At 59.1% G+C, this 21669-nt stretch carries 19 protein-coding genes; 7 read left to right on the top strand and 12 right to left on the bottom strand.

What is annotated here, in order from left to right:
* The first annotated feature begins 107 nt into the window (after positions 1 to 107).
* The 4 genes from QTL94_RS20040 to QTL94_RS20025 all read left to right on the top strand — a co-directional run bounded on the left by QTL94_RS20040 (position 108) and on the right by QTL94_RS20025 (position 3731).
* A complete protein-coding gene (locus QTL94_RS20040) occupies positions 108 to 626 on the top strand; it encodes a hypothetical protein (RefSeq protein ID WP_289803013.1) in 519 nt (172 codons plus the stop codon).
* 81 nt (positions 627 to 707) lie between these two features.
* Positions 708 to 1307, top strand: a complete 600-nt coding sequence (locus tag QTL94_RS20035) for a DUF4145 domain-containing protein (protein ID WP_289803012.1) — start codon at positions 708 to 710, stop codon at positions 1305 to 1307.
* Positions 1308 to 1773: 466 nt separating this feature from the next.
* Positions 1774 to 2469: a hypothetical protein gene (locus QTL94_RS20030; RefSeq protein WP_065690822.1), complete on the top strand. Its 696-nt coding sequence runs from the start codon at positions 1774 to 1776 to the stop codon at positions 2467 to 2469.
* Positions 2470 to 2759: 290 nt separating this feature from the next.
* The gene (locus QTL94_RS20025; protein WP_289803011.1) at positions 2760 to 3731 is read left to right on the top strand and encodes a DMT family transporter; all 972 of its coding nucleotides are present in this window, start codon (positions 2760 to 2762) and stop codon (positions 3729 to 3731) included.
* Positions 3732 to 3793: 62 nt separating this feature from the next.
* Here the strand turns inward: QTL94_RS20025 and QTL94_RS20020 are convergent, their stop codons facing one another.
* The 4 genes from QTL94_RS20020 to QTL94_RS20005 all read right to left on the bottom strand — a co-directional run bounded on the left by QTL94_RS20020 (position 3794) and on the right by QTL94_RS20005 (position 7948).
* Positions 3794 to 5224 (bottom strand): GGDEF domain-containing protein, encoded by a 1431-nt coding sequence (locus QTL94_RS20020; protein ID WP_289803010.1) that lies wholly within the window; start codon positions 5222 to 5224, stop codon positions 3794 to 3796.
* Between the two features lie 618 nt (positions 5225 to 5842).
* On the bottom strand, positions 5843 to 6214 hold the full coding sequence (locus QTL94_RS20015) for a hypothetical protein (RefSeq protein WP_289803009.1): 372 nt from the start codon (positions 6212 to 6214) through the stop codon (positions 5843 to 5845).
* Positions 6215 to 6325: 111 nt separating this feature from the next.
* Positions 6326 to 6658, bottom strand: a complete 333-nt coding sequence (locus QTL94_RS20010) for a DUF6572 domain-containing protein (RefSeq protein ID WP_289803008.1) — start codon at positions 6656 to 6658, stop codon at positions 6326 to 6328.
* A gap of 126 nt (positions 6659 to 6784) precedes the next feature.
* Positions 6785 to 7948, bottom strand: coding sequence for a TMEM43 family protein (locus QTL94_RS20005; RefSeq protein ID WP_289803007.1), 1164 nt, complete (start codon positions 7946 to 7948; stop codon positions 6785 to 6787).
* Between the two features lie 536 nt (positions 7949 to 8484).
* Here QTL94_RS20005 and QTL94_RS20000 point away from each other — a divergent pair.
* Positions 8485 to 9549: a glycosyltransferase 61 family protein gene (locus tag QTL94_RS20000; RefSeq protein ID WP_289803006.1), complete on the top strand. Its 1065-nt coding sequence runs from the start codon at positions 8485 to 8487 to the stop codon at positions 9547 to 9549.
* Between the two features lie 62 nt (positions 9550 to 9611).
* On the opposite strand, the gene QTL94_RS19995 is transcribed toward QTL94_RS20000, so the two are convergent.
* The gene (locus QTL94_RS19995; protein WP_289803005.1) at positions 9612 to 10274 is read right to left on the bottom strand and encodes a GNAT family N-acetyltransferase; all 663 of its coding nucleotides are present in this window, start codon (positions 10272 to 10274) and stop codon (positions 9612 to 9614) included.
* Between the two features lie 149 nt (positions 10275 to 10423).
* Here QTL94_RS19995 and pdxR point away from each other — a divergent pair, with 149 nt between their 5' ends.
* A complete protein-coding gene (pdxR, locus tag QTL94_RS19990; protein WP_289803004.1) occupies positions 10424 to 11875 on the top strand; it encodes a MocR-like pyridoxine biosynthesis transcription factor PdxR in 1452 nt (483 codons plus the stop codon).
* Between the two features lie 12 nt (positions 11876 to 11887).
* Here the strand turns inward: pdxR and QTL94_RS19985 are convergent, their stop codons facing one another.
* The 7 genes from QTL94_RS19985 to QTL94_RS19955 all read right to left on the bottom strand — a co-directional run bounded on the left by QTL94_RS19985 (position 11888) and on the right by QTL94_RS19955 (position 20413).
* Positions 11888 to 13480: a bifunctional aspartate transaminase/aspartate 4-decarboxylase gene (locus QTL94_RS19985; RefSeq protein WP_289803003.1), complete on the bottom strand. Its 1593-nt coding sequence runs from the start codon at positions 13478 to 13480 to the stop codon at positions 11888 to 11890.
* A 22-nt stretch (positions 13481 to 13502) separates the two neighbouring features.
* Positions 13503 to 15191 carry an aspartate-alanine antiporter gene (gene aspT, locus QTL94_RS19980; protein ID WP_113524679.1) on the bottom strand — a complete coding sequence of 563 codons (1689 nt, stop codon included), beginning with the start codon at positions 15189 to 15191 and terminating at the stop codon, positions 13503 to 13505.
* 244 nt (positions 15192 to 15435) lie between these two features.
* Positions 15436 to 16647, bottom strand: coding sequence for an adenylate/guanylate cyclase domain-containing protein (locus tag QTL94_RS19975; RefSeq protein WP_289803002.1), 1212 nt, complete (start codon positions 16645 to 16647; stop codon positions 15436 to 15438).
* Between the two features lie 146 nt (positions 16648 to 16793).
* Complete coding sequence (locus QTL94_RS19970; RefSeq protein WP_289803001.1) at positions 16794 to 17660, bottom strand: efflux RND transporter periplasmic adaptor subunit; 867 nt, start codon at positions 17658 to 17660, stop codon at positions 16794 to 16796.
* Positions 17657 to 17869 (bottom strand): DUF1656 domain-containing protein, encoded by a 213-nt coding sequence (locus tag QTL94_RS19965; RefSeq protein ID WP_065690809.1) that lies wholly within the window; start codon positions 17867 to 17869, stop codon positions 17657 to 17659. The genes QTL94_RS19970 and QTL94_RS19965 overlap by 4 nt, the downstream gene beginning before the upstream one ends.
* Positions 17866 to 19956, bottom strand: coding sequence for an FUSC family protein (locus QTL94_RS19960; protein WP_289803000.1), 2091 nt, complete (start codon positions 19954 to 19956; stop codon positions 17866 to 17868). Before QTL94_RS19960 ends, QTL94_RS19965 begins: the two co-directional genes overlap by 4 nt.
* The gene (locus tag QTL94_RS19955) at positions 19946 to 20413 is read right to left on the bottom strand and encodes a MarR family winged helix-turn-helix transcriptional regulator (RefSeq protein ID WP_289802999.1); all 468 of its coding nucleotides are present in this window, start codon (positions 20411 to 20413) and stop codon (positions 19946 to 19948) included. The genes QTL94_RS19960 and QTL94_RS19955 overlap by 11 nt, the downstream gene beginning before the upstream one ends.
* Positions 20414 to 20617: 204 nt before the next feature.
* Between QTL94_RS19955 and QTL94_RS19950 the strand changes: the two genes are divergently transcribed.
* The coding region (locus tag QTL94_RS19950) for an efflux transporter outer membrane subunit (protein ID WP_289802998.1) at positions 20618 to 21669 on the top strand (1052 nt) is incomplete at its 3' end.

The raw sequence follows: 21669 nt of genomic DNA, 5'->3' as shown, positions 1-21669 counted from the left end.
AGGAGAAACGCAGGAACTTGACCACTACGACTAACACAAACGATACCTAAAAGCGGGTCACTTCTCGGTGGAAACGCCGGGTCAGCTCTCAATGGGAATCAACAAACGTGCAGCGGTTCGCGGACATCGCACCTCAGTTCAAGGTAATGCTCTCGCACAGCCCGTGGCGACTTCTCTCGCTGTATTACGGCACGGTCTTCCTCGGCCTTTCGGCCCTCATCTTCACTGCACGGTCGTCGAACATGGCTCGATATCCGACCGCGTACGAATTCTACAATCACACAAAGGAATACCTTAATACTCCTCATGGTTACCGGACATTGTTGATCGCGCTCGGGAAGGGGTCAGCGTACGACATGGGGAGACGTGATGCCTATCTCGGTCAGCGATTGGTTAAGCTCGCGTCCAACGAAGCTACGGAATATATCAGCCCCGAGGACGTGGTTGCCATGAGTGCAGCAATGTGGAGCTTGGAAGGCGAGCGGTTCCCAAGGTCTCGCTGGCTTTGCCTCATACTGTTTGACCTCGCCGCGTTTTTCATTGCGGCTCCGGCGGTTGCCACGTTTGCGGGCGTCGTGCGGTATACGCTTGAACATTCTACGGGCTTGCTTCACCTGCTTGGTTAAACCCAAAAGAGATTTAGCCTAGCCGGGCTCGCACGACTAAATCGCTTAGGCCGGGAGGCGGCAGGGACAGGGGACATTCTTATGAACTATCTCGATTTCTTTGCGTCGGTGATCAAATCCATCACCTCGTTGGCTTGGCCCGTTGCGGTTGTAGTCAGCGTATGGATTTTTAGAAATGACCTTCGCCCGTTGTTGCCGAGAATGCGCTTCCGGCACAAAGATACGGAGTTCTCATTCCGCCTTGATGAGGTTGAAAAGGTGGTTGAGAGCCTTCCAGCTATCACCGAAAGCGCCCCGGCAACACCCGAAGAAATTAGTAACTTTGAGCGGATCGCCCGTGCATCCCCACGGTCGGCTCTCTTGGAAATGCGCAGAGAAATTGAGGATGTTTTGAAGAAACACGCCGAAGCGCAAGGCTACAAGACGAATTGGATGACTTCGCCCCGCGCAATCCTCCGACGTCTCCGCGAACGAGATGACATCAACTCAACTGCTGCCTCTCTTCTAGATGAGGTCCTTACGCTCGGCAATGTGGCCGCGCATGATACAAATGCAGTCTTTTCCTTTGAGGACGCGATGCGATACCGCAGCGTTGTGGATCACGCGATACGGATACTTGACGAGCCGCACCCAGCGCGAACGGAAACCGATGTGTTGGCTCCATCCGGCAGAACCTTGTGATCCGTGCACTAAAACACTTGCCAGCTGCCCTTCTCTCCTTCACATTGCGTCACAGCACTGCGCTTTATCTTTGGAGATAGCGAAGTGTTTTCAGTTTGTTATGGAAGTACGAAAGCACGGGTAGAGAGTTTCCTGTCGGGTGCGCCATTATCCTCCTGATGCATTGAAGAGCAAAAACATCCGCGGTCCCAAGACCTTCGGCGCAAGCCATCTGTTACACGACAGGCACGCGACGGATGGCCACACGAGGCCTAGACGATTGGCGAGCAAGCCCATGCCAAGCTCTAGGTCATGAACTCGTACGCGCAGGCAGCAGGCGCTCTTAGACGGGAGGCTATGCCGAGCCGCTGTCGCAGATCTGACCCTAAAGTCACTAACTGGCATGTTCGCAAGGACGGCTGATAGGCCCACACGGTTGTGCTATGAATTGTGGAAACAACCTGTACTGCAAGTGAGTCGGGGAACCATGTATCAGGCGCAAAAGACCGTAAGAGGCAGCTTCCTAGTTACCGAGCAGCTGCTTCGACGCATGGTAAAACACCTGGCAACCGACCGCGCAGTAGACATCGTGATATGCTTCAAGGGTGAGCGAAGGATCTCGAGTGACAAGATCGAAGATGCTCTGTCGGACAGCCTCGTTAGCGGAACCGAGATTGAAGCGATCCGGTTGCGAACAGAGGGCGGCGATGGTGCATGGGCAGATATCACGCTGTCGAACAGCCCTGAGGCAATGCAATATACACTACGGGGCGACCGAAAATGGGTCTTGGCGCTAGAGCAAGACATCATGAACGAATTCAACTCGGCTAAGCTATGGTTCTCCTGGCTCAATCCAAGTCGGTGGCCGCTTCATAATCTCAATATAGTGATGCCAATTGTCTGCCTCCTCCTAGGCCTGATGTTCGTTGCTGCGTTTCACTGGCAAGAATGGATGATGAAGAACATTCCGGCATATAGTCCGGTACTGCCAATGGTCATCGCTTCGGCGGCCATGTTGCTGCAAACCTATTTCTTCCCTTCCCTGAGCTTTGCATTCGGAGCCGGGTTGAAATCTTATCACCGACGCATGAGGACGCTGTACTTCCTGTTTGGAACGATGGGCGTCGGTTCCGTTTTGTCGCTGGGGCAAACCTGGTTGGCAGGCTGGCTGCGAATAACCTAACACAAGGCGACCACTTGGCCTGGCGCGATGGCGAAATCAGTGGTCCACACAGCGTCGGTCGCTTCCGGTTTTTGCTCGTTGAATCAAAGCTTTGCGGGGAGTGATAGCGCTTCCTGTTGGGTGCGCCATTATTCTGAAGACTACCCCAAAGTTATGAAACGCGCCGCCTCCCGACACGTTAGGTGAAACGGTAATTGCACGGGGATAATGACGCCTGCGGTGGCATAGAACTGTGAGGCGGACGCCCGCCCTATGGGCGGCGGTTGTAAACTGTGGCATAACATGCAGCCATGGCTATGCATCTCCTGGCAGTCCATCGCGATGAGGTCAGGGCGGAACAGACGACAAGCAATTCGCTTTCGCTCGCCTATTCCGTTGGTGTCCTGTGCTGGCTGTTGTCGGCCGGCGTCTATATCGCCGCCAAATGGGTTTCTCCCGAGATGCCGCCCTGGGCGCTCTGTTTCTGGCGCGTCCTGATAGCCTGGGCAATCCTGATGCCGATGGTCCGGAGGCATTTTGCCGACATGGTCGCGCTTTTGAAAAAGCGGGCGCTGGAGCTGATCGTGATCGGCGGCATGGGGCTCGCGATCTGTCAGGGAATGATTTTCGTCGGATTGGAACATGCGGACGCCACCACGGCCGGCATCATCATCGCCCTCATTCCGATCATCACGATGATCCTCGCCCGTTTCGTTCTGGCGGAGCCAATGGGGCGCTGGCAGGTCATCGGTTCCGCCCTCGCCTTCGTTGGCATCGTCGTCATCATCGTGAAAGGCAGCCCGGCCGCGCTCATGCGCTTGGATTTCAACCCGGGAGAGCTCTGGATCATCGCCGGAGCCTTTTGTTTCAGCCTCTATACTGTTCTTCTCAGACGCGCGAAGTTCGATATCGATCGGCTCTCGCTCCTAGTGCTGCTTCTCGGCGCGGCCATGATCACAGCGCTTCCCCTCTACCTGATCGAGCTTGCATCGGACGATCGCACCACGCTGAACAGTAGCGGGCTCCTCGCGCTTGCCTATGTGGCCATTCCCGGCGGCGCACTCATGTATTATCTCTTCAACCGGAGCATCGAGACCTTGGGGGCGAGCCGCGCCGGCGTCCTCCTCTATATCCAGACGATCTTCATCGCGATCCTCGCCTACCTGATCCTCGGCGAACAGCTACAATTCTATCATCTGGAAGGCGCGGCGCTGATTGTCGCTGGTTTGCTACTGATCGTCCTACGCAAGCCGACGGCCAGGGGCGAGACAAAGGCCGCCTGAGGCATAGGCGGGCCGGCCGTTGGCATGTTCGCCACGATCATCTGTGGCGCGACAGCCCGCTCTCAGCGAAGACGGGATCGCGAATTGGCCGCGTTTGAAGCGAACCCGGCGCCAGAAGAGGCCACAACCGTGCCACGTCCCTTTGCCTTGGCCGCATAAAGTGCCCCATCCGCCCTTTTCAGCGCATCATCGCAAGACTCGCCGGCGCCAGGAGGAACCTCGCCAAGTCCGAAGGAGGCCCCGACCGATGCTTCGATACCATCAAGCACATATGGCTGAGACAGGAGCGAAGAGAGCTGCCGGCAACGCCACTCGGCCTCGCCGAGTGGAACGGAGGGCATGAGGATTGCAAACTCGTCGCCACCAAGGCGAAAGACCATGTCGTCCTGCCGCGTTCCGGCCCGGAGACGCGCGGCCACCTGTTTCAGCAGTTCGTCGCCCGCGGCGTGTCCATACCTGTCATTGACGCTCTTGAACCCGTCGAGATCAAGGCAAGCGACCGTGAGGCTGCCCGCACTGGAGAGCCTTGCAAACTCCGTGGCGATCATCGAACGATTGGCAAGACCGGTGAGAAAGTCGTGCGTCGCAGCGTGACGCATACGCTGCTCCGCCTCGACCAGCGACACCACCGCACGCCGCGATAGCCGCGCGACGAACAGGCCGCCAGCGACAAGCACGATCGCAACCGACGCCACGAGAGGAAGCGACTGCATGAGAAGGTCGCGAGCGGGCGTCAGAGGCCGCCAAGACAGAACCTCCGGCTGCCCGTCTTGTCCGACCGCGATCTCGGCGCGCGCGCGATCGGGTGAGACGGCATTGAGCGGGCCGATGGCCGCATCATCGAGAAGGAAGCGATTCCCAAGGAACTCCTGCAAACTGCCAGCAATCGGAACCGCTGAGACGAGGACGGGCGCACGCGCACCGCGCGGCGTTGCCGTCCTGAAATCTGGTTGGAACAGGCTGGCCGTCAGGAGCACCGCATCGCTCCCGATAACCTCGATCTTGCTGAAGGCGACAGGGTTCGGAATACCCGTCGCCCTCACGCCGGCTTCGCGCTCGCGAACGTGTGCGACGAGTGACCCCGCGTCTTTTGTGATCACCTCCGCTCCGCGAAGGAAGAACGGGCGGTTCAGCACCTCATCCGCGGTCTTCGAGTAGATCATATAATCGCCGGCATCCAGAATGGCGGCGAAGCGGGTTCTAGACGTCCCGATCAGCGAACTGCCGATGTTGCGATCGGCCCATTCAGGATCGTAACTGTTGTCAAGCTTGGCGATGGACTCGTCCCAGATCGTCCACGCCGTGAGCGCGAACTCCACGTCCGAGATCCATATCGAGATGTTCCGCTTGACCAGCGTTTCCTGCCGCTCGCGGATCTTCGCGTCGAGGCGCGCCACCCCATAGTAAGGAACGGCCGCGAGCCCTGTAAGCAGGATCGCAATGAGGATTATCGCTGGTCCTACCAGCTTAAATTGGGTGAAGCGCGCTGTCACGGAGGCGTCCTGATGGCTAGGTCGGCCGACCGTAACGCGGAAGCACTTTCATGCCCGTTACCCCTGAGAGATTTTTGGCCACTGCAGTTAACGCTTCGCAACGGTGAAGGACGGGCACGCTATCGAGCCAAAATGGATGGCAAAACCAAAATCAATCCCAGAGGACTGGCCATCCCGAAAAGACCAAACGATAGCCCCGAAGCAAGCGCACCATAACGCCCAGAGCAAGCGAAATCGGCCAGACAGAAATCCAACCGCACAGATAGCCAAGCTTAGGATGAAGCAGGCCGTCCCCACTGCAAAGCTCTGCACATCAGCGACAATCAGAGCCCTCGGCACCAAACCGATCAGTATGGTCAAGGCGAGCAAATATGGCGCATTTTCAGCGGTCGCAACGTTTCTAATGATCTTCATCATTTCCGTGACCACCCCGATATGTCTATTCCAGCGCCAGTTGTTGTCGCCATAACAACCATCTAACGGGAACTTAGAGAAAATGCCACCATGACGCGATAAACTGGAGGCGCAGATCGCGACATTCCTTGATGCGCCTAGCAGAATAGGTGCGAAGGTCTGGTACCGAGAGAGCAGTCAATTGGCGGTCACAGCTATCAGCCCCTAGCCGGCATCATCACGCAAGGCAGCCTCAAGAGCCCTGTTGCTTGGTTCGCGTTCTTCGCGCTCTTCATCAAAACACCCGCGAAGAAGCATCAAGTCGAGTGCAGCACCGGCAACTTGAGAGATGCGTTCAAGCCAGCCGGGATCCACGTCGTCGTAGTCGTCTATCTCGACAACCGCGGCGTTGACGACGGCCAGCACACCGGTAACGGCATCCACCTCAGCCGCCGTCATCGTATCAGGCGCGCCTTTTGGCCATGGCCACGATGGGTTTTCGTCGTCCACCCAATCGTAGAACATCTCGAAGAATTCCTGAGGGCCCATTCTTCGAACGGCCTCGGCACCTTTCGACAACCAGCTCAGCGCATCCATTATCCTATTTCTAGCGCGCTGATGAGCGAGGCGTTCGGGCACACTATCATTCATGGTTACTGGTCCCACTTTTACCCGTCTGCTCTCGGCGCGAACTGGACACATGTACGTTCAGTTCGGCTGAAAGTTGCGCCAGCGCAATCCGAAATCGGCCTCTTCTACTGCCGCCTTTGCTCTTTCTAAAAAAATTTGAGCATTCGGGCTCAGCGGGAATTTCATGACCACATCGATGACTATGTTACGCCCCTCGGACCGAGGAACTTTTCTGAACATTTCGCCGCTTTCGATGAACCGCAGGTATGCATTGATTTTCTCCTGCAGAAGAAGCAGGTGCTCCTCCTCGTCCTCTTCCCAAGGCAGATGATCGCTTATCGTAAGCACCACTTCGCCGTTCGATTTTTCAATCGAGACGAAGTCGATGATCTCGGTTTGGTCAATAGACACTGATGGAATACCCAACATTGAAAGCAATCGAAAAGATTGAAAGCTCTATAACATTGCAGCGATCACTGTAATTGGCTTACCCTGCCCATATGGCTCCTTGCGATAAGCCTAGGGCAGCTGCCGCCGTCATGCCGACGATTGCGCGGCGTTCCCCTTGCGATAGCGCAGCACCAGCATCGCCAGCGCGACACCGCCAGCGATGATGGAGATGGACAGCACCGGACGATATGCCAGCCAGCCGATGGCAATTAGCAGCGGGCCCACGACCAGTGTCAGCACGAATGCCAGAAGCGTTGTGCCGAAGGCAACGATCGATCCGATGAACGGAACGACATCGCCGATCACGCTTAGTATCGAGAAGATGCAGACAAAGCCGACGAACAGGCCGACAAGGCCGCCTGCCCTGACAAGCCACGTGATGAACGCATTCTCTGCCTCTGCGGATTTGAACATCTGGGCGGCATCGGTGTCGCCCGCTGCGCTGAGCAGGATGTCGCGGTGGTTTGTCGTCTCGTAAGGCACCAGCGTGTCTTTGCTCTGCTTGCCGACGACGCTTGCTTCCCTCGCATCGACCCGCTGATAGGAAAGACGGAGATCCCCTACCTCGGGCGATGAGGCGCTCTGTCCCACATAAAGGCCGCGAGCGGTGCGCTTCAACGGCTTGTCACTGGCTAGCGCCTGCGTGACATGCGCGAGATCGTCGTCCGTGAGCGTGAGGTCGGAGTAGCTGCCGATGTCCGCAATGGTTTGGCCCGATACCGAAAACGCTCCGACACTGGCGCGCTCAACGGCAAATGTCGAGTTCGCGGGCATGCTCTCGGGATTCTGATGGCCCTCGGCTTGCTTGAAATCGCCGGATTGCACCACGTCTGAGCGCCATTCCTTCGAATAGGAATAGGTTGTCGTCGTTTCCTCCCCGCCACCCAGCTTCTTTTCCGACTTGCTCTCCGACTTCTCCACCCACTGGTACATTTCGACCTGCCGGGAAAGCGCCACGGCATCGTTGGCCGAAACACCCAGTTCGCTGTCCCGCGGCGAACCATGCGGTTTCACCGGTCCGCTGATGTGGACGAGCTTGCCGTCATTCGCTGGGTCGACCGCCTCGCTGGAAATCGACTCGACCTGCGCCGCTCCTTCAGCCAACGCACGGTAGGTGTCGATAGCGCGACCCTCATTCCAGATGAGCAGCCAGGCGCATGCGACCAGCAGAACAATTCCGACGAGAGACCCGATCAGCGCGTTCTTGAGCCGCCCGAACCAGGACGTGGGCGTTGTTTCAGTTACACTCATGGCTGAGGAGACCTTTGTGGACGTTCGGCTAGACCGCTGCGCAGGACATGCAAGCGATTGAAGGAAATGAGTATAGACGCGCAAAATACCCACACATCGGTTAATGGATGCCGGACTATTACCGCGTCGACATAAATCGTACCCTCTCGCCGCGACCACGAGACACGTAGCCTGCGGCTCACGACTGGCTCGTCTCACCCACTCAGACACGCTCGGCACAGCCGACAAAGCGATAACCACCTTCTCTTGGCTGTGATGACGTTAGCAAAATCGAGTGCTATCATCTTTATCTGGACCAGAGATCCGGAATAGTCGCTACCCGATCGACTCTAGCCGCGCCGTCTGTATATCTCGAGCGACAAACGGCCTGATGGATAGATCAGCAATACCAATTTAGGCGCGACAATTAGCCGCATATAATCAAGTTGCAGTATTGAACCAACGGGCAACTCGCTGTTTGGGTTCATTTAAGCTAGCATCCGGGTCGAAGCCTTGCTGGCGGCCTTGGTAGGTGACACAAGGGCATTGTCACCGAAGTGGAGAACCTAGTGCTGCATTATAGAAATTATCTGTATCAGCTGCGTCGAAGGACGTTTGGCGCCCCTACGCTTGGAGATGTTGTAGCTCAGACGATCGTTGTCTCTCAAGACGAGTTTGGCGTGCGCGAACCGGCAACCCATCTGCCCGGACAGCCAGAGCGCGTTCGCGGCATACAGCCCGAAACGACAAAAGAACATGAACAGGGCCGCATTTCCGGCGGCCCTGTTCATCATGTTGCCACGCTGGCGTACCGCATCCCGAATGCGCACTATTTTGATGGTAATCTTTACGCCGGCGGCCTGCGTTGGCGGCAAGTGATCCGGCCCGAATCCAGGGCAATATGGGCGCGTTCCATTCATTTGGACGAATGCGCGCTGCCATCGACCTCACTCAGCGACAAGTATTTTGGACACTTTCTCCGGGACGTTGCCGCAACCGCGATACTCGCCGAGACGTTCGCACCCACCTTCTTCGCACGAGGTACGTTTTCCGCGACGTGGCCGCATGCCAAGGAATACTACGAAATCCTCAAATTGAATTTCCCTGTTTTGGATGCCGCAGTCATCCGCAATGCATGGATATTCCAGGATTATGGCATGACGGAAAGCAGGCGCGCACGCATCGCCGCCCTGCGAGAGCGGGCCATGGCCCTGGGCGGCGACAACAAAGATCATCGTGTCTTTATCACGAGACGGGCAAGTGGCGACCTGCGGCTGCTGGCCAATGAAGCCGAGATTGAAGACCGCCTGCTGAAAGAGGGGTTTGAAGTGGTCGATCCGAGCCGCCTCAGCGCTCCCGAGATCATCAGAAAGATCTGCGGCGCGGCGCTCATCTGCTCGGTCGAAGGGAGCGGTCTCGCTCACGGCTTTCTCTCGATGGCCCCGAAAGGGGCCATTCTTGCCATTCAGCCTCCCTACCGCTTCAACAACATCTGGAAGGACTATGCCGACGCCATGGACATGCGCTACGGATTTGTCGTCGGCGAAGGAAGCGAGAGCACGTTCAGCGTTTCGCCGGACGAGATCCTGAAGACCGCCGACCTGCTGCTGACAAGACACTGACCCGGTCCCGCGCGGAGCAAGGCGACGCGGCGAACAAACAACCGCATCCGTCGCCCAACCGATCAGCCGAACGTCAGCTTGCTCTTCTGGTTGCCTGCCTCGTCGAAGTTGCTCGGCGCCAGCCATGCCTCATAGCCCGCCTTGAGCCGCGGCCAATCCCCATCGATCATCGCGAACCAGGCGGTATCGCGATTTCTGCCCTTGGCCACCATATGCTGCCGAAAGACGCCTTCGAAGGCAAAGCCGAACCGGAGCGCTGCCCGCTTGGACGGCTCGTTGAGGTCGTTGCACTTCCACTCGAAGCGCCGATAGCCGAGCGTATCGAAGGCATAGCTTGCAAAGAGATAGAGAGCTTCGGTCGCGACCCGCGTGCGCGCAATTCCCGGCCCCCAGAGGATATTGCCGATCTCGATCACCCCATGCGTCGCATCGATGCGCATCAGCGCCTGCCGCCCTTCCGCGCGCCCGGTCTTTTTGTCGATTACGGCAAAGAACATCGGGTCCGGCGAAGCTGCGGCCTTTTCCAGCCACGGCGTAAACGCGGCAAGATCAGCGGGCGCCTCCTCGAAAAGATAGCGAAAGCGATCATCGGCTCCCGGTTGCTGGGCCGATGCGAACAGCTGCTCGCCATGCTTTGCAGGGTCCAGCGGTTCCAGGCGCGTGTAGCGCCCGTCCAGAACCACGCGATCAGGGCGTTCCACGCCCTTCCACTGTGAGAGATCCATCGGAAGTCCTCGTCGCTGTTATGCAGCTCCGCAGCCGGTATGACAGGCAACAGTCGAACCGCGTTAATCTACCTCCCCCTTTCCCTCACAAGAGGACTGGCGTAAATAGCCACTTCTATCATTCTGGCCATACCACTTTGGGAACGAATATGCCGTCCTTGCCGCCAGCGTGGCTTCCGCTCGATCGTGGCTCTGGCAACCTCGAGGAGCAGGTCTACAGACATATGCGCGACCGCATTCTGTCCGGACAGATGCGAACCGGTCAACGGCTCCCGTCAACCAGAGCACTGGCTACGTCGCTCGGCATCGCCCGGTCGACCGTGGTGAGCGCTTATGAGCGGCTGAAGTCGGAAGGGTATCTCAACACGACAACAGGTTCCGCGAGCCGTGTCGCGCCGCTATCCATGTCCGCCTTCGTTGAAAGAGATGAGCCGTCAAGGTCGATCCAACCGACGTCGAACGTCGCGGCAGCGCGCCGATTGCTGGAACCGGGCGTGCCCGATCTCACCGACTTCCCCCACAAGGCTTGGGCGCGGTGCCTCGGAGCCCGAGCCCGCTGGCCGCGCGTCCACGACCTCGGCTATGGAGATGCCTGCGGTATCCGGGAACTCCGGGAGGAAATCATCGAGCATCTGTCGACCACGCGTGGCGTCGTTGCGCGGCCGGAACAGGTGCTCATCGTCCCTTCCACAAGAGTTGCAATCGACCTCCTTGCCTCCCTGAGGCTCAGCGTCGGAGGCAAAGACGTCGCCTGGATGGAGGAGCCTGGCTATTCCACGGCAAAGGTAATCCTGGCCAAGGCGGGCGCCAGGATCATACCGGTGCCGTGCGATGACGCGGGGATGGATGTGGGCGGGGCTGGCTTGCCAACACCGCGGATCATCTACACGACGCCGTCGCATCAATATCCGACAGGTACGACGATGAGCCTGCAGCGCCGCCTGGCGTTGCTCGATGTCGCGCGGTCCAACGGCGCGCTCGTACTCGAAGACGACTACGACAGCGATTTCCAATATGGATCGCGACCGATCGCTGCCCTCCAGGGCATAGATCGCCACGAGGTGGTTGCCTACCTGGGCACCTTCTCCAAGATCCTGGCGCCGGGGCTGCGTGTTGCCTATGCGGTTGTCCCGTCGTGGCTGATCGATGAAGCACAGGCAGCACTTCAGCTGCGCGGCGCCGTCGTATCGACCCACATTCAGGCCGCCTTGGCCGACTTCATTCGGGAAGGCCGCTTGCGGGCTTATCTCAGGCAGATGAATGCGAAATATGCCGAGCGCATGGCAGCCACCGTCAGCGCCCTTCGCCATCATTGCGGCCAATTGCTCGATGTCACCGAGGGCAGCGGTGGCTTGCAGCTTGCCACCTGGTTTCACGACAGGACGGTAGACGATGCAGCCGCGGCGGATGTCCTTCGCCAGGACGGCATCGCACCACAGCCGATGTCGCGCTTCTACCTGGGCGCACCACGGCCCGGACTGCTTTTCGGGATCGCAAACGCAAGCACGAAAGATATAGATGCGCTCGCTGCCAGGATCGCGCGGATCCTCACCAAACGCGGCGGTGGGAGCGCACCGACCGGCACACTCCCACACCAGTAACGGGCTATCCGCCTACTTCGCCTTCGACTTGCTGAACTCCTCATAATACTGATCAGCCATCGCCCTTAGTGCCTTACCGATCTTGGCGTATTCGAACTCGTTGAGGTTTGCCAACGAAACACGGCCCGATGCCTGGTGGGCACCGAAGCCACGGCCCGGCAGAAGAACGATGCCGGTCTGGTCGGCGATGCGGAACAGCATGTCGCCCGCACCGGACTGCTTCATGATCCAGGCGGCAAAATCGTCGCCATAGAGCTTCCGTGAGATCGCCTCGAGATCAAGGAGGGTGTAGTAATCGACGCCATTCGGATCGGGCTCCACCGGCACGCCGAGCTCCCGATACAGGACCGCCTCGCGTCGGCGGATGACCTTCTTCAGCGCAGTCTTGTAGCTATCCGTTTCGTCCATGAGTGCGAATAGCGAGAAGAGGACCATCTGAACCTGCTGCGGTGTCGAAAGGCCGGCGGTGTGGTTCAGCGCCACGGTACGGCTGTCGGCAACCAGACGGTCGATAAACTTCAGCGAGCGAACGTCCGGCAGAAGCGAACCATACCGGGTGTCCAGCGCCGCCTTGGTCGCTTCCGGCAACGCAGCCAAGGCCCTGTCGAGCACGTTATCGCTATGCGTGGCGATAACGCCGAGACGCCATCCCGTCGCGCCAAAGTACTTGGAGAACGAATAGACAAGAATTGTATTGTTGGGGCACGTCGCAAACAGCGATCGGAAGTCGTCGGCAAAGGTGCCGTAAACGTCGTCGGTCAGGACGATGAGATCGGACCTCTCGTTGCGGATGATATCGCCTATCTTCTCCAGGCTTCGGTCATCGAGCTTCACCGAGGGTGGGTTGCTGGGGTTGATGCAGAAGAAGACCTTGACGGCAGGATCCTTGAGCTTCTCCAGTTCGGCGTCGGGATACTGCCACTCCATCGCGGGATCGGCGTTGATCGCGACCTCGACCAGACCGTATTCGTCGAGTTCCGGAATTTCGATATAGGGCGTGAACACGGGCATGCCGATGGCAACCTTGTCGCCGCGCTTGACGATGCCGTTCTGCTTCAGGGTGTTGAAGATATAGGTCATCGCCGCGGTGCCGCCTTCGACGGCGAAGATGTCCATGTTCGCGCCGGGCAGCGTGTCACCGATCATCTCCTTGACGACGTAGTGACGCACGATCTCCTCGCTGACGGTAAGCATGCGCGGTGGAACCGGATAGTTGCAGCCGAGGATGCCCTCGACCATCTCATGAAGGAACGCCGACGCCGACAGTCCAAGCTGATCCCGGACGTAGCTCAGCGCACGCTGAAGAAATGCCACCCCTTCCAGTTCCAGGTTCTCGCTGGTGAAGCGCTCGAACCGTGCCTCGATACCGTCGATGTTGGGCAGCCCACCAATGCCCTTGTTCATGTAGGAATAGGACAATTCGGACTCGGCCGTGGCAAACAGCCCGAGCCTGAAAAACGCACGGCGCGGCAACGTGGCGAGAAAGTTCGGATTGCCGCGTCCGGCGTTCAGCATCGACCGGTTCTTGTTGCTGGACGCAAGCTTGATCAGCTCATCCTTGAGTTCGAAAGGGCTCAGCTTTGCATATTGGCTGTAGTCGGTCATGCCAGGTTACTCCGTATATGGTTTAGACAAATGCGACGACGAGAGGGCCCAGAAGGGTAAGGAACACGTTGGCGAGAGCATAGGTGATGGCAAAAGGCACGGTCGGAACCGAGTTGCCGGCTTTGTCGAGGATTTCACCGAACGCCGGGTTCGCACTGCGTGAACCCGACAAGGCGCCAGCGAAAACAGCGACGTTGTCGTATTTCAGGATGTAGCGGCCGACCACCATCGTAATTAGCAACGGGATGATCGTGACGGCGACACCGATGAGGAAGATCGAGAGACCGCTACTGACGATCGTGGAGACGGCCTGCAGGCCGGATTGCAGACCCACGACAGCAACGAAACCAGCCAAACCAAGGTCGCGCAGGAGCGTCGAAGCGGCGGTCGGCATATTCCCGACTGTCATGTTGCGGCTCCGATACCAGCCGAAAGCAAGACCCGCCAGGAGCGCGCCTCCACCGCTGCCGAGCGTCAGCGGGATCGAGTCTATCCTGAGCACAAGCAGACCGACCAGCAGACCGAGCACGATCCCCAGCCCATGGAAGACGAAGTCGGTCTTGTCGCTTGGGACAATGACGGACCCGACCTTTCTGGCAACCCGTTGCACATCTTCGGACGTCCCGTAGAGGCTGACGACGTCACCCGCGGCGATATGTGTCTGGTCGTTCAGCGCCAGCTTCTGCCCGCCCCGCTTGACCTCGATCACGTAGACGCCGTGACGCACGCCGTCATTCGTTGCCGCGCGTATCTCGGCAACGGTGTGACCTGCGATACCAGGATTGGATATGGCGACATCGCGGGTGACGATGATGACATCCATTCCCTCGGAAGATTGCAGTTCGGGGCCGATCTGCGTGCTTGCGTCCACAACCCCTGCCCGGCGCCCGACGACGAGCACGATATCGCCCGCCTCCAACGTCAGATCAGGTTCAACGCCGAGAAGCGCATTGTCGCGCTTTACCCGCTCGACCGAAATGGCCGTACTCTTCGAGAAGCCCTCCACCTCGGACAACGTCCGGCCGGCGGCCTGTTGAACGCGAAAGAGTCGGCCGACAAGCTCGGGAAGTGCCGCGGTTTCGCCGGGTCCGTAACTATGCCCGCCAGCAAGCATTTCCGCTTCGGCCTTGATGGCGTCGTCCCTGATGCCGCGTTTCATGAACCACGGGAGAATGTTCACGCAGACGATGATCGCGCCGAACGAGCCGAAAATATAGGTGACCGCGTATCCGATCGCGACGTTCGCCTGCAGGCGCTGCACTTCGTCCGCAGCCAGGCCAAGCTTGCCGATGGCGGAACTCGCGGTGCCGATGATGGCCGACTGCGTCAATCCACCTGCCGCGATGCCTGCCGCCAGGCCCTTGTCGAGCCCGAACATGCGAGCGAGCACGATAACGGTGATAAGGCCGCTGATCGCCAGAACCGCTGCCATGACGATCTCGCGCAGCGATTGCCGCCCAAGCGAACGGAAGAATTGCGGGCCGCTTTCAAAACCGACGGCATAGATGAACAAGGCAAACAATACGGCCTTGATGCCGTTGTCGATGGTAACGCCGACCTGGCTGATAATGACGGCAACCAGCAGCGAACCGGCGACGCCGCCGAGCTGAAATTTGCCGAACTGGAACTTTCCGATCCAGTAACCGCCGGCAAGCGAAAGAAAAAGCGCGATTTCAGGGGATTGATGCAGGATGGACTGAAGATAGTTCATTCATATCTCCGTATCTGCGATTACTGGAGTAACAGTTGAAACATTTCCTGAGTTTTAAAAGCGTCAAGCGCCAAATCGAAACTTGGTAGAGAATAATTGTCCGGGTGCAAGATAGACGTGTTTTGACGCGCCATCCATGACCCAAACCGACGTCGGGATCACTTTTAGGAGATGTGCGCAACAGGAATGCGTCAACGCGGCGAGACGCGTGAGCGACAGGATCCCAGATATCTATTGATGTCTTCTACAGGCCCGGCATCAGCGTGAAGAGTTCCTGTGCGCGGTTGACGCCGCGGAGAACATGCTGGCCGATCGATAGCAGGTTGTCGATCTGCGTCGGCGGCACGATGGCCGCAAAGCTTGCCGACATGAGCACCTTGCGCTGCAACGACCGACAGAGCGACACGATCCGGCTGACTTCGTTGACCGCGGGACCGATGACGGTGAAATCCAGCCGGTCCTTGCTGCCGATGTTTCCATAGAAAACGTCGCCCAGATGCAGGCCAAGATAGACGTCGGTGACCGGGCGCCCTTCGATGCGGCGCTGCGCGCTGAGATCGGCGAGACGCTTATCCAACAATGCCCGGGCCGTCAGAGCTGCCGCACAGGCTTCGCTCGGCTTTCGGCCCCGGAAAATCGCAAGCGTACCGTCACCCATCAGCTTCAACACCTCGCCGCCTGCCTCCTGGATGGAGGAGATGACTGCATCGGCATAGTCGTTGAGCATCGGAATGATCTCTTCCGGATCAACCGTGTCCGAGATGTGGGTGAAATTGGCGAGATCGGAGAACCACAGGGCAGCCGAGATGCGGTCGCTCCGCCCCCTGGTGATCTTCCCATGCAGCACTTGGTTGGCTGCATCTTGTCCAAGATAGACCTTGGCGATAGTGCCGGCAACGCCACTGACCGTCACGCATTTCACAGCGAGCGCGAGGCAAGGCAGCAAGTCGCGCAGAGCCTTGAGGTCGCATTCCGAAAAGCCCTCGGCCTTGCGGGTCGCAAAATGCGAGAAGAAACAGTCGATCTCGCCGATCGTGCCCTGGTCGCCGAAGCGATGGGCCATGGCCACGAAATCGGTGAAGCCATCGGCCCTGAGCTCCTTCAGGAGATAGAAATCATTGGCGGGATCGGCATCGTCGAGATGCTGCCGCACCTCGTTTACGCCTTCCGTCTCAAGATAGTGAAAAGCGGATCGAAGCCAGCTGTCGGCGATATTATCAGGCGTTGAGAAGCCATATTCCGACACCCTTTCAACGAGCTGGCGGCTATCCCAGCGAAAGGCACGGCGCTCGTAGATGGGATGCAACGTGTCCATGACCGCGACCGAACGTTCGATAGGCAAGCCGTATTGCCCGCAACGCTCACAGAAGCCCGCGAGCAGATCGGCTTCCGCCAAACCCTTCAGCCCGCTTTGCATCAGCCAAGCGGTGATTTCGATGACGTGGGAATCGTCCACGACGGTCTCCTAGACATGCGCGTCCGCTTTATTGTTCAGGCTTGCGCAGACCGTTGGTCGCGCGCCTTCGTTCACAGGCCCTGAAGGACGCTTGACCGTGAACTTCGCGAAATGCGAGGCGATCCTTACGGACCGCCATCGGGAAATCAGTTGATGATGGTTACGCTGGCGGTGCGGCCCGCGACAAGCGCGGTTCCGTCCGGCAAGTGGTCCAGCGACACGCGCACCGGCACGCGCTGGGCCAGCCGTACCCAAGTGAATGTCGGCGTGACATTGGCGAGCTGGGCGCTGGTATCGCTGCGTTCGCGATCCTCGATACCGCCGGCAACCCCGCTGACATGACCCTTGAGAGGATCCTTGCTGCCCATGAGGTAGACCAGCGCCTCGTCGCCGACCTTGATGCGATCCAGCTTGTTCTCTTCGAAGTAACCCGAGATGTAATAGGAGTCGCTGTCGATGAGGGCGGTCACGGCGGTGCCCGCCGTCACGTAGTTGCCTGGGCGCATAGAGAAGTTGGTGAGCACGCCATTGACGGGTGCGCGTACGACGGATCGATCCAGATTGAGTTGCGCCGTGTCGCGGCTGATGACCGCCTGGTTATAGGCTGCCTCGTCCTGTTGAACGGCGGTTTCGGCCTGCTGTATCTTCTGCCGCGTCACCGAGCTTTCACCCAGCTTGCGATAGAGTTCCAGGTCGCTTCTGGCCATATCGAGCGCAGCCTTGCTGCTTTCCATCTGTGCTTCGGCCTGGCGCAGGGACAATTCGAACCGAGCCTGATCGATACGGAAGATGACGTCGCCCTTGTGGACGGTCTGGTTGTCGGTTGCATCGACCTCGCTGACGATGCCGGAGACATCCGAGGCGATCCGCACCACGTCCGCCCGAACCTTGCCGTCACGCGTCCACGGCTCATCCATGTAATAGTCCCACAGATGCCATCCGAGGACGCCGGCCAAGGCAACGACAACGCCTGTCACCAGGAAACGACCGGAATAAGCAAGAAACGATTTCATAGCAGGGGGACCTTATTCAGAGACAGCGCCAGAGCGCCGAGAAGACAAAAATACATGGCCGTATCGAAGAGCGGCCGATGCCAGACCAGGCGGTAGAAGCCGACGAAAGCAAGCATTCGCCTGAGAACGGCATTGAGCAGGAAGGCGACAAAAGCAATTGCGCCGAGAGTGGGTATAAAGACGCCGTAAAGATCGATTTCCGGTCTCATGCCGCGTGCTCCTTTACGAGTTGATCGTCTGACTTCGTAATTTTCGACACCAGCGAGGCAGCGTCCGGATAGAGGCTGTACCTGAGCGCTGTCGCCGCGCGGCGTGCGCTTTCAACGGCCGACGATTTGCCGTGATCGACAAGGCTCGTCAGCGTTTCGTCGAGTGTCCTGAGAAGCTCTTCGTCGGGCTCGGCATCGCGCTTCTTCTGCTTTTCCTGGTAGTGAGCCGCGATGCCGCCAAGGACGTTGTCGATTGCGGCGCGCTTCTCGCGCGTCACCAGTTGCTTGTGACGCTGCAGTTCGAGGGTGTTGAGGCCGTTGCGCAGATCTCGAAGAATATCGGTCTGAGCGACTGCGGCTTCCGCCGGGATCATGGCGAGCCTCGGTGCTGCGAGACCAAACCGGTCGACCATGCGATAGAGCAAACCGGTGAAATCGGCGCCCTCCGGACGGCGGGCTGCGGCAACGATGTCCGCCCAGCCCGAACGCAGAAGACGATGAACCGTCCACTCCGCGCCGACCGAACGCACGAGCGCCGTGGTTCCGCAGGCAATGACCAATCCGAGGATCATCGCGCTGTTGGAGTTGATGAAGGATGCCGGGTCGAGCGTCAGGCGGTCCTGCAGGCTCAGCATGTTCGGAAAGTTCACGCAGAAGCCCAGGCCGTAGAGCGCAACAGACGGACGCGTCATCATGAGACCTGCGGGGATGAGCACCAGACCAAGGGCCGCGGCAAGCGGGACATAGCCGTGGATCAGCGGCATCAGCGCGAACTCGAACACAAAGGCAACGATGGCCGTGATGATCGCAACGTTGAGGAATTTCAGCATGGCCGGAGCCGGGTCGTCCATTGTCGCGAAGATGCAGCACAGGACGCCGGCCATCATCGCCGCGGCACTTCCCTGCGGCCAGGCCGTATAGATCCAGATCGCGGTTGCGATACAGGTCGCGAGAATCACCGACACGCCGGAGTGAATGGCCATGCCATAGTCCCGGTGGATCGGCGTACGATCGAACGATGTACCGAACCGCTTCCACCGCAAGTCATGGCGTGAGCCGGACTCGATGTCCTGCCGCAGCGAAAGGCAATCGCCCCAGATCTGTACGAGGTCGCGCAGGCGGGCAGTGAAATTGTGAGCCAGGAGCCCGTTCCATTCCTGCTGCTCGCGGCCCTCCGTCTCGGTCTTATCCATGAGCGCCAGCATCTCCTGGCGTTCGTCTTCGCTGAGGGGGGAGCGGCTCGATAGCAGGCTGGTGACCCTCGCAACCAGCTCGTTGGCGGCCGGCGTCAACTTGCCATCGGTAGCCTTGCTGAAGGCGTGCAGCACATCCACAAGACCGGAGACGATCGGCAACATGGCGACCATCCGCTGCTGCAGCAGCCGCGTCCGGCCGACCATGTCGCGCAGGCCTGATGTGTCGTAGGCAACGTGTGTCGTGAAGCTGTGCAGGTCGACCGCGTCAGCGGCCAGACGACGTGTCGCGGCCTGGAGCGAGGCGTCGCGGCCCCTGCCGCTCAACGTGCCGATGGCAAGCTCCGCGCCATCCTTCAGCCACGCGTCGATACGCGCGGCAAGCACAGGTCCGGCATGTCGGGGAAAGAACAGACGGCTGACGACAGCCGCGCAGATGATACCGAGCGCAATCTCCTCGACGCGAGCGGTGGCATAGGTAAAGGCGGTGTCGGGATTGGCAACGATCGGAAACCCGGTCAGCGCAGTCGTATAGCCAGCAAGCATGAAGCTGTAGCTGCGCGGCGTGCGATCGAGCAGGCTGATGCCCAGGCAGAACGCCATCCACAACGAGATTGCCAGCGTCAGCATTTCCGGCGAATTCACCAGGTTCGGGATCAGGATGACGGTAACGGTGCCACCCAGCGCGGTGCCGATCAATCGGTAAATGGCCTTGGAAGTGCTCGCACCCGACAACGGATGCGCGACAATATATACGGTGCCCACTGCCCAATAGGGATTGGTCAGGTCGAAGCAGAGCGCGATCAGAAGCGCGAGCATCGCTGCAGCAAAAGTCTTGATGGAAAAAACGACGTCTCCCAGGCTGGGATCCATCGCGACATTATTATTCTTCATTGTCCTGTGTCCCGGTTAGCGTCGCGGTTTTGGCCGCGATAGCGCGCAGAACCGCTAGAGCGGCCGCGACCTTTTCAGGATCGAGATCGCCTAGTATCTGTTCCCGCAGCTCTGCCGCACAGCTTTCGGCGCGCTTGGCGACCGCTGTGCCCCCTTCGGTGAGCTGTACCAATTTTATCCGCCGGTCCGTTTCGTCAGGGACCCGGCAGATCAATCCGTCATTTTCCAAACTGTCGAGGATGCGAACGAGGGTTGGCCCTTCCACGCCTACCCGTTCAGCCAGCACGCCCTGCGGTATGCGGTCGCCTTGCCGAAGCAGCGCGATCAGCGGTGCCGCGCTGGCATCGGAGAGATTGTGCTCGGTAAGAGCATTGTTCAAAGCACGACGCCACCCGCGCCCACAAATCATCAGCATGGGTGCAAACTCTGCCCAGGTTTGGTTCGAATTTATTTCCATGCAATTAGATAACATCCTATCGATTAGAATTCAATTCTTATTATGGAAGCCTCTACTTTTCGTTACCAAAACCTTTCATCACTAGAGGTTCTTGGCCAAAGTCGTTTTCTCGTGCACAATGGGTGTGGGGAAATGAAAAATTAACCACAAACGGTAATGGTTCATTAGTGAATGCGTAGCGCCGTTTGTTTGTGGGGGGATCCTATGCGCCTGTATGCAATCCTTGCGGCAGCGTCCGTTCTCGCGGGCTGCGTCAGCGGCCCGGATCATGTTCCCCCGGAGATGCCTCTCCCGGCGAAATTCAACGAAGGCGGCGCCAAGGAGCTTGGCGATGTGTCGACGGTTGCCTGGTGGACGGCCTATAACGATCCGCGCCTGAATGCGCTGGTCATGGAAGGCCTCAGCGAGAACCTGTCGATCCAGCAGGCGCTGGAACGCATCAACTCCGCCGCCTCGAACGTGACGGTAGCCGGGGCCGGTTCGCTGCCGGGTCTGGTGGTCGGCGCCTCGCAGACGACCAGCGGCAACCTCGGCAACCTTGCCACCACGCATGCCGCCACCAACGTCCAGGAAGGCACCGCCAGCATCTCCTGGCTGCTCGACCTGTTCGGCCAGTATCGCCGTTCGAAGGAAAGCGCCCAGGCCTCGCTCGATGCCGCCTACTCCAGCGCCGACGTCGCCAAGCTCACCTATCTCCAGGATCTGGTGACCTCCTACGTCAACGCCCGCTACTTCCAGGAGCGCATCGCGCTCTCCAAGGCGAACCTGAAGTCGCGCCAGGAAACCTACGAGTTGACCAAGTTCCAGCTCGAGGCCGGCGCCGCCTCGCGCCTCGACGTCGTGCAGGCCGAAGGTCTGGTGCAGTCGACGCAGGCCGAAATCCCGAACCTCGAGATCAGCTTCCGCACCGCCGCCCACCACATCGCCACCCTGCTCGGCAAGCCGGCGGGTGACATGGTCGCCGAACTGCAGAAGGGCTCGTCGCAGCCGGTCTTCCGCGGCGGCATCAAGTCCGGCATTCCGGCCGACCTGATCCGCAACCGCCCCGACATCCGGGTGGCCGAGCGCAATCTCGCTGCCTCCACCGCCAATATCGGCGTTGCCATCTCGCAGCTTTATCCGACGATCTCGCTGTCCGGCTCGATCTCGCCGTCCTACACCAAGCTCGCCGGCGGCGGCGCTGGCGGCAGCATCGCCAGCTGGTCGTTCGGTCCGACGCTGACCCTGCCGATCTTCGACGGCGGCGCCCTGCGCGC

Origin of the sequence: Rhizobium sp. S96 (assembly GCF_030382195.1) — a bacterium.
GTDB lineage: Bacteria > Pseudomonadota > Alphaproteobacteria > Rhizobiales > Rhizobiaceae > Rhizobium.
Note: the sequence above shows the minus strand (reverse complement) of the source record. Positions and strands in the feature narration are given on the sequence as shown.